Here is a 13,853-nt window from a genome sequence, read left to right as displayed (position 1 = left end):
ATGCGCAAGTTCGTCTTCTTCGGCGGCAAGGGCGGCGTCGGTAAGACCACCGTCTCCTCGGCGTACGCGCTGAAGTGCGCCCGCGCCGGCCTCGAAACGCTCGTCGTCTCCACCGACCCCGCCCACAGCACCTCCGACGTGTTCGACCAGCAGTTCGGGAACGACCCGCAGGCCGTCGAGGGCGTCGAGAACCTCTCGGCGATGGAGATAGACCCCGAGGACGAGGTGGAGCGACACCTGATGGAGACCAAGCGTGCGATGAGCAGTCAGGTGAGTCCGGCGATGGTCAACGAAATCGATAGGCAAATCGAGATGGCCCACCAGACGCCCGGCGCGTACGAGTCGGCGCTGATGGACCGCTTCATCGAGGTGATGCAGTCCTCCGAGGCGTTCGACCGCGTCGTCTTCGACACCTCGCCGACGGGCGGGACGCTCCGATTGCTCTCGCTGCCGGACCTCTTGGAGGGGTGGATAGACCGACTCGCACACAAGCGCGAGAAGTCCATCGACCTCTACGAGAAGGCGGCGATAGGCAACAACGAACCCCGGCGCGTGATGGACGGCGACCCCATCCTCGCCCGACTGCAAACCAGAAAGGAGCGCTTCGAGTTCGCGGGCGAGACGCTCCGCGAGGCGTCGACGTTCTTCCTCGTCGTCAACCCCGACGAACTCTCCCTGCGGGAGACCCGCCGGGCGGCCGACGACTTAGAATCCTACGGGCTGACCGTCGGCGGCCTCGCCGTCAACCGCCTCACGCCGGAACCGGAGGCGCACGAGGAGGGCCGCGGCGCGCGCTTCCTCCGCGACCGGGTGGCGACCGAACGCGAACGCCTGCGCGAACTCCGCGAGTCGTTCGACTACCCGGTCGTCGCCGAGATAGCCACCCGCGTCTCCGAGGTGAAGGGGGACTTCCTCGAAGAGGTGGCCGCGGAGTTGGATATCGACGCGGCCGCCGAACGGCCCGCGTGAGGGTCGGCATCCGGCGCTTAAATCGGACTATGTTGCCGAATATCGGCGGTAGCGGGAGTTAACACCCGCTTTCGAACGATAACAATCGTTACCGTTAAACCGCTGTTATCCATGAGGGGTGAGTGAGGCTGTCATACAATGGTACAAGTCATCTGGCTCGTGGCGGCGGTGCTGGCGCTCTTCACGGTGGGATATCTCGGCTATTCGAGATACCTCGCCCGGTTCGTCGAACTCGACGACAGTCGGTCGACGCCGGCGCACAAGTACGAAGACGGGCAGGAGTACGTCCCGGCGAAGAAGCCGGTCCTGCTCGGGCATCACTATTCGAGCATCGCGGGCGGGGCGCCCATCGTCGGCCCCATCACGGCCGGCGTCGTCTGGGGGTGGGTCCCGGCGCTCGCGTGGATAGCCATCGGGAACCCGCTGATGGGCAGCGTCCACGACTTCGTCTCGCTGTCGGCCAGTCTCCGACACGAGGGGAAGTCCATCGGCTACATCATCGGCGAGTACGTCGGCGAACGGGGTAAGAACATGCTGTTGTGGTTCGCCTTCCTCACCATCGTCCTCGTCGTGGCGGTGTTCGCCCTCGTGGTCGCCATCGTGTTCGACGCGTACCCCGAGGCGGCGACGGCCAGTCTGATCTACATCGGACTCGCCGTCGTCTTCGGCGTCTACCTCTACCAACTGAACCTCCCCTTCATCCCCGGCACCGTGGCGTTCGTCGTCGCGATGTTCGTCGGCGTCTGGTTGGGGACGCACTACCCCCTCGCGCTCTTCGAACCGGCCTCGCGGGCGCCCGCAGACACCTTCGTGCTGTTCGCGAGCGGCGGGTCGTGGATTCCGGGAGCGTCCTCGCTCGGCACCAACACCGCGGCGTGGGTGCCCGTCATCCTCCTCTACGGGGCGCTCGCGAGCGCCCTCCCGGTCTGGGTGCTCCTGCAACCGCGGGACTACCTCTCGTCGTTCCTGCTGTACACGGGCGTCGGCGGGGCGCTGGTCGCCGTCATCGTCGGCACCGCCGGCGCGGCGTTCGGCATCTCGGCGGTGACGCCGAGCCAACCGCTGACGACCAACCTCGAACCGTACTACGGGTTCATCGGTCGCTCCGGCGCGCCGCTGTTCCCGCTCCTGTTCATCACCATCGCCTGCGGGACCATCAGCGGCTTCCACTCGCTTGTCTCCTCGGGGACCACCTCGAAGCAACTGAATCAGGAGTCCGACGCGCGCGTCATCGGCTACGGTGGAATGCTCGGCGAGGGACTGCTCGCCACCGTGGCGCTCATCACCGTCGCCATCGTCGCGCCCGAAGTCGGCGGCGGCATCGGCCTCGCCCTGCCGACGTTCGCCACGGGCGGCGGTATCATCCTGACGAGTTTCGGCATCCCCGCCTCCTTCGGCGGACCGTTCATGGCGCTCGTGCTCGTCAGCTTCCTCCTCACGTCGACGGACACGGCCGTCCGTCTGGGCCGGTACATGATGGAGGAGATAATCGGGACGCCCGAGTCGTCCGTCGAGTCGTTCGCGGCGGACCGCTACGGTAACGCTCTCGTGCAGGCGCTTCCGGCGTACGTCCTCATCACCAGCGGGTCGTGGCTGACGCTGTGGCAACTGTTCGGCGGCGCCAACCAACTGCTCGCCGCCTTGGCGCTGCTCACCGCGACGGTGTGGCTGGCCAACTGGAGCGAGTCGAAACAGCTCCTCAGCACCGGCGCGCCGATGGCGCTGATGACGTTCATCACCATCATCGGGCTGCTGTGGCTGGCGCTGCACGACAACGTCTACGCGAAGTTCCTCAACGACGCGTGGATGGCCGAGGCGGGCGCGTTCGCCATGCTGTCGGCGGTGGTCCAGATAGCCATCGCGTTCGTGCTCATCTACCTCGCGCTCTCCTTGGTGGTGATGGGCTACCGCAACATCCAGCGCGTCCGCGCGAAACCCGAAGAGGGCGGCTACTCGCCGAGCGACGACTGAACCGCGCGCGGACCGCCGCCCCCCAGCCTCTTCGCCTCTCGTTTCTCACCCTCCAATTCCGTTCTCCGCCTGCTCAGCGGCGCAGACGGTCCAGCAGGCGGGCGACGACGCCCCGTTCTCGCCGGGTGGGGTCCACGTCGTCCCACAGCGTGAACGCCCGCGCCGCGTCGGCGCCCTCGCTGGCGACGGCGTCCTCGGCGTCGGGGGCGACGACGGCGAGGTTCACCTCGTAGTGGCCGTAGTAGCCGTACTTCAGGAGCGTCCGGTCGGAGAAGTCGGCGACGAACGCGCGCACGTCCTCAGGCACCGCGTCGGCGAGGAGGACGAACGTGAAGTCGGTGCCGAAGTGCTCCTCGTCGGCGTCTATCCACGCTCCGGCCAGTTCGTGGCCGAGTTCGACCAGTCGCTCTAACTCCGCCCGCGTCGCGTTCGGGACGCGCCGAGCGAACAGGAACTCTCGGGTCTCGTGGTTCGCGTAGTTCAGGGCGGGGTGGAAGAACCGCTTTTCGCTCTCGATACGCATCTCCCCGAACAGGTCGAACCGCTCGCCGCGGACGCTTCGGTCCCGCTCTAAGTCGTAGTTGAACATGAGGCGGTCGGACACCCGGTCGAGGTACTCGTCCTCCCAGTCGGGGACGTCCGAGAGGTCGATGCCAGCCTCCTCGGCGGCGGCCTTCGGGTCGAACGAGCCGTCTCCGTCGTCGGCCGCCTCGCTCATTCCTCCCCGTCCTCCGGGTCGTACGGCACCGCGTCGCCGGAGACGGGCGGCGCGCCGAGGGCGAGGACGTTCACCGCGTCGTCGGCGTCCGCGGGGTTGTACGCTCGTTGCGGGCTCCCCGGGTCGACGGCGAACAGGCAGTTCTCTCCCACCTCGTACGTCTCCTCGGGCGTTTCGACCGACAGCGTCCCCGAGAGCACGTAGAACACCTCCTCTTGTTCTTCGTGGTAGTGGTACGCCAGCGGAAGCTCCTGACCCGGTTCCGCGCGGAACCGGTTGAGAGCGACGTTCTCCAACTCGGCGGGTCCGGACAGACGGCGCATCTCGCAGTCCCTATCGTCGCTCGGTTCCACCGTCTCGCAGTCCACGACGCGGTATCCCATACGCGTTCACACTCCGCACGTTCTCAAAAGCGCCCCGGGTCCGCCGCGGTCACAACGTTTTAATCGTGAGGGTCCCGTACGACGAGTGAACAGAGATGTCCGGGAAACGAACCGAGTCCTGCGGCCGGTGTGCGATGTCCACCGTCGTGGACGCCGTCGGGGGGGGAGCGGAGACAGACGGCGACGACGCCGACGAGAGACGCGCGTCGACGTTCGGCGACGACCGCATCGAACTCTCCGACCGGGAGTTGCGGGCCACCTCGCCCGCCGCGTGGCTTTCGAGCGCCGTCTCCCGTCTCGACGACGCCGCCTCGCGGTTCGTCTACGGGTCGCGCTAACTCGCCCCGCGACGGCCGTCGTCGGCCGAGCAAGGGACGATACCGTGTGACAGCCTGACCGGATGCAAGCCGCAAGTAGAGTTTTATACGGCTCCGGACTTATCACCCCTCAACCAGATGGAAGAGAGCGTTTCCGGCTTCAAGATCCGCGGGTCGTGGGGCGACATCGTCGAACACGGCGAGCGCATCACCCGCGCGCTTCGCGACGCCGGCGTCGAGAGCGAGGCGTTCGAGCAGTGGGACGAGTGGCGTCCCAAGGCGCACGAACGGCTGAGCGAGGACGTGAACGAGAAGACGGCGGCGCAGGCGAGCGTCGGCGAAGGCGAAGGGGAGAAGGCGGGTAAAGAGCCCAACGAGGACCTTCAGACGGCCGGCGAGAAGTTGTCCGAGTCGTATCAGAAGGTGGACGAGGGGGACAACGACGGCGCCGTCGAACGCTGGAGCGAGTCCATCGGCTACGTCGCCCGCGCCGCCGACTCCGCCGGCCGACGGGCGCTCCGAAAGGTCGAAGACACCGTCTACCGGAAGGTGATGACCCAACTCGCGCCGTACTACTTCGACAACGAACTCATCAGCGCCAACATCCAGAAGTCCCACCGCGGCGAGGAGGAGGTGACGTTCATCTTCGAGGTGAACATCAACGACGACGAGCTGAAATCCGCCGTCAGCACCCGGTTGGGCGAGTACGACGACACGGTGGACCGCTGGCACGTCGACGTCGAGAAGGAGACGACGAACGCCGAGGCGGCCGAGGGCGTCGAGCCGCCGGAGTCGAAACCGGAGTCGAACCCCGGCACGAACTGACTTCCCACCCGATTCGCTCGTCGCGACCCTCTCCGCCGACGGTACCCTCATTATCGAGAGGTCCTTCCGTACGAGCGATGTCCGAGCCACTTCGCGCGAAGTCCGGCGAGTTGACGGTCGAAGAGATACTCGACGCGGTCCGCGAGGGGCGCCGCGTCGTCGTCGAAGCGGAGATGCTCGGCGGCGTCCACGAAGTGTCGCTCCGCCACGACGGCACGACCTACTACTGCGACACGCCGACGACGCTGCACAAGCACGCCGACGAGGCCGGAATGCGCGAGTGCATCCTGAAGATGGGCTACGCGCGAAACGAGTGAGCCAGACGGCGCCCGCGACGGCTACCGATTGCAGGTCGTTTTAATCGGGCGGGCGGTCAAGGGGGGAACATGAGCGATACGCCCAACATGGGGGACCTCATCGAGACGGACGACCCGAGCTTTCAACGCGTGCTCGCGTGCGTCTTCGGCGTCCAGGACCACGAGAGTCGGACCTACCTCACGCTCCTCGAGAACCCCGGCAGCACCGTCGCCGAACTCGCGGACATCTTAGAGCGCGACCGGAGCAACGTCAACCGCTCGCTGACGACGCTGATGGAGAAGAACCTCGCGGACCGCGAGCGACGACTGCTCGACCCCGGCGGCTACGTCTACCAGTACACGGGGACGCCGCTCCCGGAGGCCAAGGAGATGCTCCACGCCGCCCTCGACGAGTGGGTCGAACAGGTCCACGGGAGCATCGAGGAGTACGGTAGAGAGGAGTGACCGGCGCGAACGCACGGACTCGCGGCCGACGGTTCGTCCCCTCCGGCAGCGTTTCTCCCACGCGGGCCACCGCCTGCGGCCCCTGTCACTCCGGATCGGCGTTCGACCGCGCGTCGCCGGTCAGCGCCGAGAGCGAACGCGGACCGACGAACCTCGGGACGCGTTCGGCGTAGCGCTCGTACGCCTCCCCGTACTGTTCGCGGAGCCACGGTTCCTCGGCGAACGGGAGGACCAGCCACCACGCGAGATAGACCGCACAGAGTCCGGCCGCCAGCGTCGACCCCGCCATCACCGCGAATCCGACCGTCGCGACGATGTAACAGACGTACTGCGGGTTTCGAGAGTAGCGATACCAGCCGTCGGTGCGAAGGTCGCCGGTCAGCCCCTTCGTCTCTTCGACGCCCAAGTCCAACCCGGCGGCGAGTGCGGCACCGTACCACACCGCAAAGAGGACGCCGCCGCCGACGACCGCCGCCGGTTGCGGGAGTCCGAGGGCGTTCCAGTCGAGGTACGCGACCCCGGCCAAAGAGAGGTTGACCACCTGCGAGAGCGTCCAGTGAGCGTAGTACTCCCAGCTTCTGTCTCCCGGCGGCCAGTAGTCCGCCCATCCGAGAGCGCTCGCGACGATACCGACCAGGTTACCGACTCCGGCGACTGCGCCGACCGCGAACAGGGCCGTCGTGACTGTCCACACCATACGCGTCGATTCTGGCCGTCGCCGCGTGGAGTTTTCCGCGGCGATACTAGCTCGTTTAAGTTTCAAGTCCGCGCCGCCGGAAGCACCAGGCGTGAAGTATCTCGACGTGCGCCTCTCGCAACCGCGGTGGATGCTGCACCCGATGCAGGAGTTCATCCGCGACGGGGACGCCGTGCGGTACGAGGAACTGCAGGCGTGGAGCGGGGTCACGGGCGACAGAAGCGTCGAACACGAACTGTTCTACGCCGAGGCGGACCGCGAGCCGTACGAAGCGGCGCTCTCGGCCGTCGACTCCGTCCGGTGGTACGACCTCACGCCGATAGACGACGAGTCGTTCTACGTCTACGTCAGTCAGGAGACGCGCCCCGAGGACGTGGCGTGGAGAGAGGCGTTCGCCGATCTGAACCTCGTCCTCGCACCGCCCGTCGTCTACGACGAAAACGCCGCGTTCCACATGATTCTCGTCGGCCCCGGCGAGGAGTTGCGGGCGATGCTCTCGGACCTCCCCGAGGAGATAGACGTGACCGTGAAGGCCGTCGGCGAGTACGACAGGCGACACGCGCCCGTCGCGGGCGAACTCACGACACGTCAACTGGAGGCCGTCGGAACCGCCGCAGAACTCGGATTCTACGAGATTCCGCGGGAAGCCGGCGTCGGAGACGTGGCCGACGAACTCGACTGCGCGCCGAGCACGGCTTCGGACCTGCTCCAACGGGCTGAATCGGGGGCGATGCGGCGACTGGTCGAACGCCACGGTCGCCGTCGAGTCGACGACTGAGACGCGTCCGAACCGTCCCCCTTTTTGCTCGCCGACTCCGAGGCTGTGGACAATGAGCCTCGACCTCACCGCACCCGCGCCGGACGCCCCGGACGTCGCCGAGGACGGCGTGTGGCTGGAGTGCATCGAGACGGGCGAGACGTACGCCCCCTTCGACGAGATACGGTACACCAGCGACGGCGGCCACCTGCTCGAAGTCAAGTACGCCGACCCGCCCTCCCTCGACGACTTCGAGGGCCAGGGCCGCGGCGTCTGGCGCTACCGCTCGGCGCTCCCGTTCGAGGAGGGCGTCAGTCTCCCCGAGGGCGGCACGCCCCTCCACGAGGCCCCCCGCCTGCGCGAGGACATCGACGTGAACACCCTCCGCATCAAGCACGAGGGGATGAATCCGACGGGCAGTTTCAAAGACCGCGGGATGACCGTCGGCGTCCGCGTGGCGAAGGAACTCGGCGTCGACCGACTCGCCTGCGCCTCCACGGGCAACACTTCCGCCGCCCTCGCCGCCTACGGCGCCCGCGGCGGGATGCAGACGCTGGTACTCCTCCCCTCCGGAAAAGTCGCCGCCGGGAAGATAGCGCAGGCCGCCCTCCACGACGCCCGCATCCTCGAAGTCGACGGCAACTTCGACTCCTGTCTCGACATCGTGCAGGACCTCGCCGAACGCGGCGAGGTGTACCTGCTGAACTCTCTCAACCCGTTCCGACTGGAGGGGCAGAAGACCATCGGGCTGGAGATTTTAGAGGAGTTCCGCGACGACTACGACCGGTTCCCGGACCGCATCGTCCTCCCCGTCGGCAACGCGGGCAACACCGCGGCGCTGTACAAGGCGTTCCGCGAACTCGTCCAGTCCGGGTCGCTGGACCCCGAGAACGTGCCGAAACTCACCGGCGTGCAGGCGGAGGGCGCCGCGCCGATGGTCGAGGCCGTCGAGAACGGCTGGGAGGACACCGAACGCTGGGACGAGGTGGAGACGCGCGCGACGGCCATCCGCATCGGCAACCCCGTCAACGCGCCGAAGGCGCTCCCCGGCATCCGACAGACGAACGGGACGGCCGTCGCCGTCTCCGACGCGGAGATAACCTCGGCGCAGCGCGACCTGGCCCGCGAGGGTATCGGCGTCGAACCCGCCTCCGCCGCCTCCGTCGCCGGCCTGCGTAAACTTCGGTCCGACGGCGTCGTCGACGCCGACGAGGACGTGGTCTGTCTCACCACCGGCCACCTGCTGAAAGACCCCGACGCGGCGTTCGAGGCGGGCAACGAACCCGAACCCGTGGCGAACTCGACCGAAGCGGTGCTCGACCACATCGGCTCGACGTAGGACTTTGAGACTGTCTTCTCTTCTATCTGGTGAATGACGGCGGTCTGACGTACTTTCTTAGCGCCCTGGTACTTCCTCGCACGTATGCCCTCGCCAACGATGCCGACTGGGACGGTGAGCGGTGGGTCGAACGGGTCGCGGACGTTCCCGATCCGGGACGAACACCGGTTCGACCGTCCCCGCGACGCCGCCTCGGACGCGAACGAGTCGAACGCCCGGACCGACGGACGCGGCGGCGCGCCGCCCACGCTCGAAGCGGAGGTCGAACGGCTCAGAGCGGAGAACGAGGACCTGCGGCAGGAACTTCGAGATACCCGCCAGCGACGACAGGACGTCATCGACCGGTACGAGCGACTCCTCGACGGCAAGACCGACGCCGACGTCGAAGTCGAGACCGAGACGGCCCCCTCGACGCCGGCGCCGGGCACGTCCGCGCGGTCGTCGCCGTCGCCGCCGCACACCTCGCCCGCCCCGACGAAGTCGCTCGCGCGACGGCTAGCCGACGAACTCGACGCGCAATGGACGCGCCTTCGACGGCGCTACCACGCGTGGCAGCGACAGACCGGTCTCTGAGGCTCCGAGGCCGTCACGCAAAAGAACCCGAACGCGAACTGTAACTCCGATTCCCCCCGTCGCCCCCTCCGCTCACCGCCGCCGACCTACTCGTCGGTGCCGTTCAGCGTGAGGTATTTCACGTCGGTGATGCGTTCGTCCGCGAGCAGTTTCTCCTGGACCTCCTCGGAGACCGGGTCGTCGAGGTTGTAGACGGTTATCGCTTCGCCGCCCTCCTCGTGTCTGCGGGCGTTGAACATCCCGGCGATATTGACGTTGTTGTCCCCGAGGACGCCGCCGATGAACCCGATGACGCCCGGTTTGTCGTAGTTGCGGGCGACGAGCATCTGCCCGTGCGGGATGGCGTCGACGCGGTAGCCGTCGATGCGGACGATGCGCGGGTCGTCGCCGGCGAACAGCGTTCCGCAGACGGCGAGCGAGTCCTCGTCGTTGCCAACGGTGACGGTGACGAGACTCTGAAAGTCGGCCGCCTGGAGCGTCTTCGACTCGGTCACGTCGATGCCGCGTTCCTCGGCGATGCTCGGGGCGTTGACGGCGTTGACCTGCCACTCCAGCGGTTCGAAGACGCCCTTCAGCGCCGAGGCGGTGACGAGTTCGATGTCCTCCTCGGCGATTTCGCCCTCGTAGGAGACTTCGACGCTCGAGATGCGACTGTCGAAGAGTTGGGCGGCAACCTTGCCGGCCGTCTCCGCGAGGTCGATGTACGGCCGGATGCGCGGGAAGGCCGCCTCGTCCACCGACGGCGCGTTCAGCGCGTTCATGACGGGTTCGTCGTTGAACGCGGCGTCTATCTGGTCGGCGATGGAGGTGGCGACGTTCTCTTGGGCGGCCTCGGTCGAAGCGCCGAGGTGCGGGGTGACGACGACGTCCTCCACGGAGAGCAGGGGGTTGTCGGCCGAGACGGGTTCGTCGGCGAACACGTCGATGGCCGCGCCGTCGAGCGTTCCGTCCTCGACGGCGGCGGCGAGGGCGTCCTCGTCGACGACGCCGCCGCGGGCGCAGTTGACGACGTAACCGCCGCCCATCAGTTCCAACTCGTCGGTGGAGATGAGGTCCGCCGTCTCGGGCGTCAGCGGCGTGTGGACCGTCAGAAAGTCCGCGCGTTCGAGACACGCCTCGAACTCCACGAGTTCGGCGCCGAGTCGGTCGGCGCGTTCCTCGCTGATGTAGGGGTCGTACGCGACGAGGTCCATGCCGATGCCGTCCAGCCGTTTGGCCACCTCTTGGCCGACGCGGCCGAGTCCGACGATGCCGAGCGTCTTCGCGTTCAGTTCGGTGCCGAGGTAGTCGCCCTTGGCCCACTCGCCGTCCTTGAGGCGGGCGTGCGCCTGCGGGATGGAGCGCGCGGCGGCGAACGCCATCGCGACGGTGTGCTCGGCGGCGGCGCGGACGTTTCCTTCCGGCGCGTTGGCGACGATGACCCCGTGGTCAGTCGCGGCGTCGATGTCGATGTTGTCGACGCCGATGCCGGCGCGGCCGACGATGACGAGGTCCGGCGCCGCCTCGAACAGCGCTTCGTCCACTTCGGTCCCGGAGCGAACGACGAGCGCGTTCGCGTCCGCGACGGCGTCCAACAGCGCCTCCCCTGTTACATCGTAGGCGGTCTCGACTTCGTGACCCGACTCACGAAGGCGTTCCAGACCCGCATCGTCGATGGGGTCCGTGACGAGTACCTTCATGCGCGTAATCACCGTAGGTCGCCGGTTAAGGGTTTCTTCGTCGGCGGTATTGGCTATGTTAGGTGCTCTCGTGCTTCACGACGGCGTTCCGACGGGAGGGAGGGACGGCGGTATCTCCCCCCTGTGGACGGGATGAGTTGGTTTCAAACCGGCCGCCGACGAGAGGGGAGTATGCGACTCGTGGCCTTCGACTTCGACGGAACGCTCTCGGACTCGGAGATGACGGTGCTTCTCGGCCGCCGGATGGGGGTTGCCGACGAGATGGCCGACATCACCGAACGGGCGATGAACGACGAGATATCCTACGCCGACAGCCTCCGGAAGCGGGCGAAACTCCTCGACGGACTCGAAGCCGAGGACGCCGAGGAAGCGTACGACGAGGTGACGCTCCGTCCCGGCGCGGCGGAACTCATCGGCCGCCTGCGCGACGCCGGCCACCACGTCGCCGTGCTCACGGGCGGGTTCGAACGCGGCGTCGAACGCGCCCTGGAGAAGGAGGGCGTCGAGGTGGACACCATCGTCGCCAACCGCCTCCCGGTGGAGGGCGGCCGTCTCACCGGCGAGGTGGAGGGGTCGCTCATCGAGGGGACGAAAGACGAGGCGCTCGAAACCCTCGCCGACGAACTCGACGTGAAACTCTCTCGAACCGTCGCCGTCGGCGACGGCGCGAACGACCTGCCGATGCTCGAAGTCGCCGGCCTCGCCGTCGGCTTCGTCCCCAAACCGGCCGTCCGACCGTCCTGCGACGTGGTCGTCGCCTCGATGTACCGCCTCGGAAAGGTGCTCGAGGGCTACGGCGTCGTGCGGAAGACGGACCGGTAAGCGGACGGAACCACGCGTCTTCTCCCCCGACCGTGCTTTCGTGTCGACATTTTCCGGACGAATAGTTGTCTATACGGAACTCGAGCGCCCAAAACTTCCAATTTTGATATTCGGGGCCGTAGTCTTATACCGAAACGCTTGATACTCCCTCCCAGAGGCATGTCGGCAGAACTTACCGCATTAGATCCGAAAGAACTAGTACTGATACTGGTCGCATTGGTCGGCGTCGTCCCGGTGTTGCTCCTGCGTTCCTCGCAGTCGAAGTGGTTCATGGGTGGATATCTCCTACTGTGCGCTGGCGCGTTAGCGACGAACCTCGAAGCACTGGCGTTCGGGGACCTGTTCAACGCCGTCGAGCACGGAGCGGGTATCGCCGCGTCCGGCATCGTGTTCTTCATCGCGGCCCGCAAGCGGAGTCGGGTCCTCGCGAAGGAGGCGGAGTGAGATGGTCGAGTTCACCGCCGTCTTCGACGTGGTCGGCACCGTCGCGTACCTCGGCACCGCGGTCGTCGCGTTCCGGACCTACCGACGGGCCGACGCCGAGTCGGGATTCTGGCTGAACTTCGGGTTGGCGGCTCTGCTCGGGTTCTTCTGGGCGGGCGTCGTCAGCGCCGAGCATCTCGGAATCGGCGGGGAAGTGTTCGACATCATCAGCGTGTCGCTCCTGACGGCGACCATCGCCGTCTTCGCCGTCGGCGCGACGGGCACCTACGCCGTCGTCGAGGACATGAAGCGTTCCCGCGCCAGCGAGGCCGAGTCCCGCGCGGCGGCGGAGTCACTGACCGAGTCGCTCGAAACCGGCGCCGCCGAGTTCGACCGCGTGATGGACGCCGCAGCCGCCGGCGACCTGACCGTTCGGATGAGCCGGGACGGCGAGAGCGATGCGATGGCCCGCGTGGCCGAGTCGTTCAACGGGATGATGGCCGACCTCGAGACGACCGTCGTGACCATCCAGTCGTTCGCGGGCGACGTCGCCGACTCGACGGCGCAGATAGACGCCAGCGCCGGTGAGATACGGATGGCGAGCGAGGAGGTGAGCACCTCGATGACCGCCGTCGCGGGCGAGACCGACGAGCAGCACCGACACCTGTCGGCGGCCGCCGACGAGATGAGCACGCTCTCGGCGACGGTCGAGGAGGTGGCGGCGTCGACGACGCAGGTGGCCGAGACCTCCGGCGAGGCGTCCGAACTCGGCGAGGCGGGCCGCGCGTCCGCGACCGAAGCGCTGGAGGAGATGGACCACGTCCAGCGGACGACCGACCGGACCGTCGGCGAGGTGGAGGCGCTCCGCGACGAACTCGACGAGATCGTCGCCATCGTCGACCTCATCACCGAGATAGCCGACCGGACGAACCTGCTGGCGCTGAACGCCTCCATCGAGGCCGCCCGCGCGGGCGAGGCCGGCAAGGGATTCGCTGTCGTCGCCGCCGAGATAAAGGAACTCGCCAGCGAGTCGACGACGGCCACGGGCCGCATCGAGACGCTCGTCACCGACATCCAGTCGTCGGCCGCGGGCACTGCCGGCGACATGCGCGAGGTCGGCGACCGGGTCACCTCCGGCACCGAGACGGTCGGATCCGCGCTGGCCGCCCTCGAAGACATCGCCGCGCGCGTCGAGGAGGTCAACGGCGGGATTCAGGAGATAGACCGCGCGACGACCGAGCAGGCGACCTCCACCGAGGACGCCCTGCTGAAGGCCGAGGACGCCCGAGAGGCGGGCGACCGGACGAGCGAAGAGATATCGAGCGTCACCGCCGCCTCCGAGGAGCAGACCGCCTCCGTCTCCGAGGTGGCGACCAGCATCGGCGACCTCTCGACGGCGGCGGCGTCGCTCCACGACCGCCTGGCTCGCTTCCAAGTGGGCGCATCCGCCGAGGCGACGGCGACGGACGCGTCGGGCGTCTCGGAGGCCCGGGCGCCGACGCCGACGGCCGCCGCCCGAACGGCGACGGACGGCGGCAGGTCCGAACGCGCCGGCCGGCGCCCCCAGCCCCGTCGCTGACCCGCTCTCCTCGCTTCGCTCCGTTCTCCGAACCCGCTCG

16 protein-coding genes are annotated in these 13,853 nt (G+C 67.5%); 12 read left to right on the top strand and 4 right to left on the bottom strand.

What is annotated here, in order from left to right; genetic code table 11:
- Together C474_RS09575 and C474_RS09570 are read left to right on the top strand one after the other, a co-directional pair.
- Positions 1–969, top strand: coding sequence for an ArsA family ATPase (locus C474_RS09575; RefSeq protein ID WP_008386253.1), 969 nt, complete (start codon positions 1–3; stop codon positions 967–969).
- A 138-nt stretch (positions 970–1,107) separates the two neighbouring features.
- Complete coding sequence (locus C474_RS09570) at positions 1,108–2,940, top strand: carbon starvation CstA family protein (RefSeq protein WP_008386252.1); 1,833 nt, start codon at positions 1,108–1,110, stop codon at positions 2,938–2,940.
- Between the two features lie 73 nt (positions 2,941–3,013).
- Here the strand turns inward: C474_RS09570 and C474_RS09565 are convergent, their stop codons facing one another.
- Together C474_RS09565 and C474_RS09560 are read right to left on the bottom strand one after the other, a co-directional pair.
- Positions 3,014–3,658, bottom strand: a complete 645-nt coding sequence (locus C474_RS09565; RefSeq protein ID WP_008386251.1) for a hypothetical protein — start codon at positions 3,656–3,658, stop codon at positions 3,014–3,016.
- The gene (locus tag C474_RS09560) at positions 3,655–4,041 is read right to left on the bottom strand and encodes a cupin domain-containing protein (RefSeq protein WP_008386250.1); all 387 of its coding nucleotides are present in this window, start codon (positions 4,039–4,041) and stop codon (positions 3,655–3,657) included. The genes C474_RS09565 and C474_RS09560 overlap by 4 nt, the downstream gene beginning before the upstream one ends.
- Positions 4,042–4,136: 95 nt before the next feature.
- Here C474_RS09560 and C474_RS09555 point away from each other — a divergent pair, with 95 nt between their 5' ends.
- From C474_RS09555 to C474_RS09540, 4 genes are all read left to right on the top strand, one after another.
- Positions 4,137–4,379, top strand: a complete 243-nt coding sequence (locus tag C474_RS09555; RefSeq protein WP_008386249.1) for a hypothetical protein — start codon at positions 4,137–4,139, stop codon at positions 4,377–4,379.
- Positions 4,380–4,496: 117 nt separating this feature from the next.
- Positions 4,497–5,183, top strand: a complete 687-nt coding sequence (locus C474_RS09550; protein WP_008386248.1) for a DUF5828 family protein — start codon at positions 4,497–4,499, stop codon at positions 5,181–5,183.
- A 77-nt stretch (positions 5,184–5,260) separates the two neighbouring features.
- Positions 5,261–5,500 (top strand): hypothetical protein, encoded by a 240-nt coding sequence (locus C474_RS09545; RefSeq protein ID WP_008386247.1) that lies wholly within the window; start codon positions 5,261–5,263, stop codon positions 5,498–5,500.
- A 69-nt stretch (positions 5,501–5,569) separates the two neighbouring features.
- The gene (locus tag C474_RS09540) at positions 5,570–5,944 is read left to right on the top strand and encodes a helix-turn-helix domain-containing protein (protein WP_049916890.1); all 375 of its coding nucleotides are present in this window, start codon (positions 5,570–5,572) and stop codon (positions 5,942–5,944) included.
- Positions 5,945–6,029: 85 nt separating this feature from the next.
- Here C474_RS09540 and C474_RS09535 read toward each other — a convergent pair whose 3' ends face one another.
- On the bottom strand, positions 6,030–6,641 hold the full coding sequence (locus C474_RS09535; protein WP_008386244.1) for a methyltransferase family protein: 612 nt from the start codon (positions 6,639–6,641) through the stop codon (positions 6,030–6,032).
- 91 nt (positions 6,642–6,732) lie between these two features.
- On the opposite strand from C474_RS09535, the gene C474_RS09530 reads away from it, so the two are divergent.
- From C474_RS09530 to C474_RS09520, 3 genes are all read left to right on the top strand, one after another.
- Positions 6,733–7,419 carry a helix-turn-helix domain-containing protein gene (locus C474_RS09530; RefSeq protein WP_008386242.1) on the top strand — a complete coding sequence of 229 codons (687 nt, stop codon included), beginning with the start codon at positions 6,733–6,735 and terminating at the stop codon, positions 7,417–7,419.
- A gap of 52 nt (positions 7,420–7,471) precedes the next feature.
- Positions 7,472–8,737, top strand: a complete 1,266-nt coding sequence (thrC, locus tag C474_RS09525; protein ID WP_008386240.1) for a threonine synthase — start codon at positions 7,472–7,474, stop codon at positions 8,735–8,737.
- A gap of 84 nt (positions 8,738–8,821) precedes the next feature.
- On the top strand, positions 8,822–9,310 hold the full coding sequence (locus C474_RS09520; RefSeq protein ID WP_083862003.1) for a translation initiation factor IF-2: 489 nt from the start codon (positions 8,822–8,824) through the stop codon (positions 9,308–9,310).
- Positions 9,311–9,396: 86 nt separating this feature from the next.
- On the opposite strand, the gene serA is transcribed toward C474_RS09520, so the two are convergent.
- Positions 9,397–10,989, bottom strand: a complete 1,593-nt coding sequence (serA, locus tag C474_RS09515) for a phosphoglycerate dehydrogenase (protein ID WP_008386237.1) — start codon at positions 10,987–10,989, stop codon at positions 9,397–9,399.
- Positions 10,990–11,160: 171 nt separating this feature from the next.
- Here serA and serB point away from each other — a divergent pair, with 171 nt between their 5' ends.
- The 3 genes from serB (at position 11,161) to C474_RS09500 (ending at position 13,813) form a co-directional block, all read left to right on the top strand.
- On the top strand, positions 11,161–11,811 hold the full coding sequence (gene serB / locus C474_RS09510) for a phosphoserine phosphatase SerB (protein ID WP_008386235.1): 651 nt from the start codon (positions 11,161–11,163) through the stop codon (positions 11,809–11,811).
- Between the two features lie 159 nt (positions 11,812–11,970).
- Positions 11,971–12,255 (top strand): hypothetical protein, encoded by a 285-nt coding sequence (locus C474_RS09505; protein WP_049916889.1) that lies wholly within the window; start codon positions 11,971–11,973, stop codon positions 12,253–12,255.
- Between the two features lies 1 nt (position 12,256).
- Positions 12,257–13,813 (top strand): methyl-accepting chemotaxis protein, encoded by a 1,557-nt coding sequence (locus C474_RS09500; RefSeq protein ID WP_008386232.1) that lies wholly within the window; start codon positions 12,257–12,259, stop codon positions 13,811–13,813.
- Positions 13,814–13,853 lie beyond the last annotated feature (40 nt).

This window comes from Halogeometricum pallidum JCM 14848, assembly GCF_000337095.1.
Lineage (GTDB): Archaea > Halobacteriota > Halobacteria > Halobacteriales > Haloferacaceae > Halogeometricum > Halogeometricum pallidum.
The sequence above is the reverse complement of the archived record's forward strand: the minus strand, read 5'-3'. Positions and strand labels throughout refer to the sequence as shown.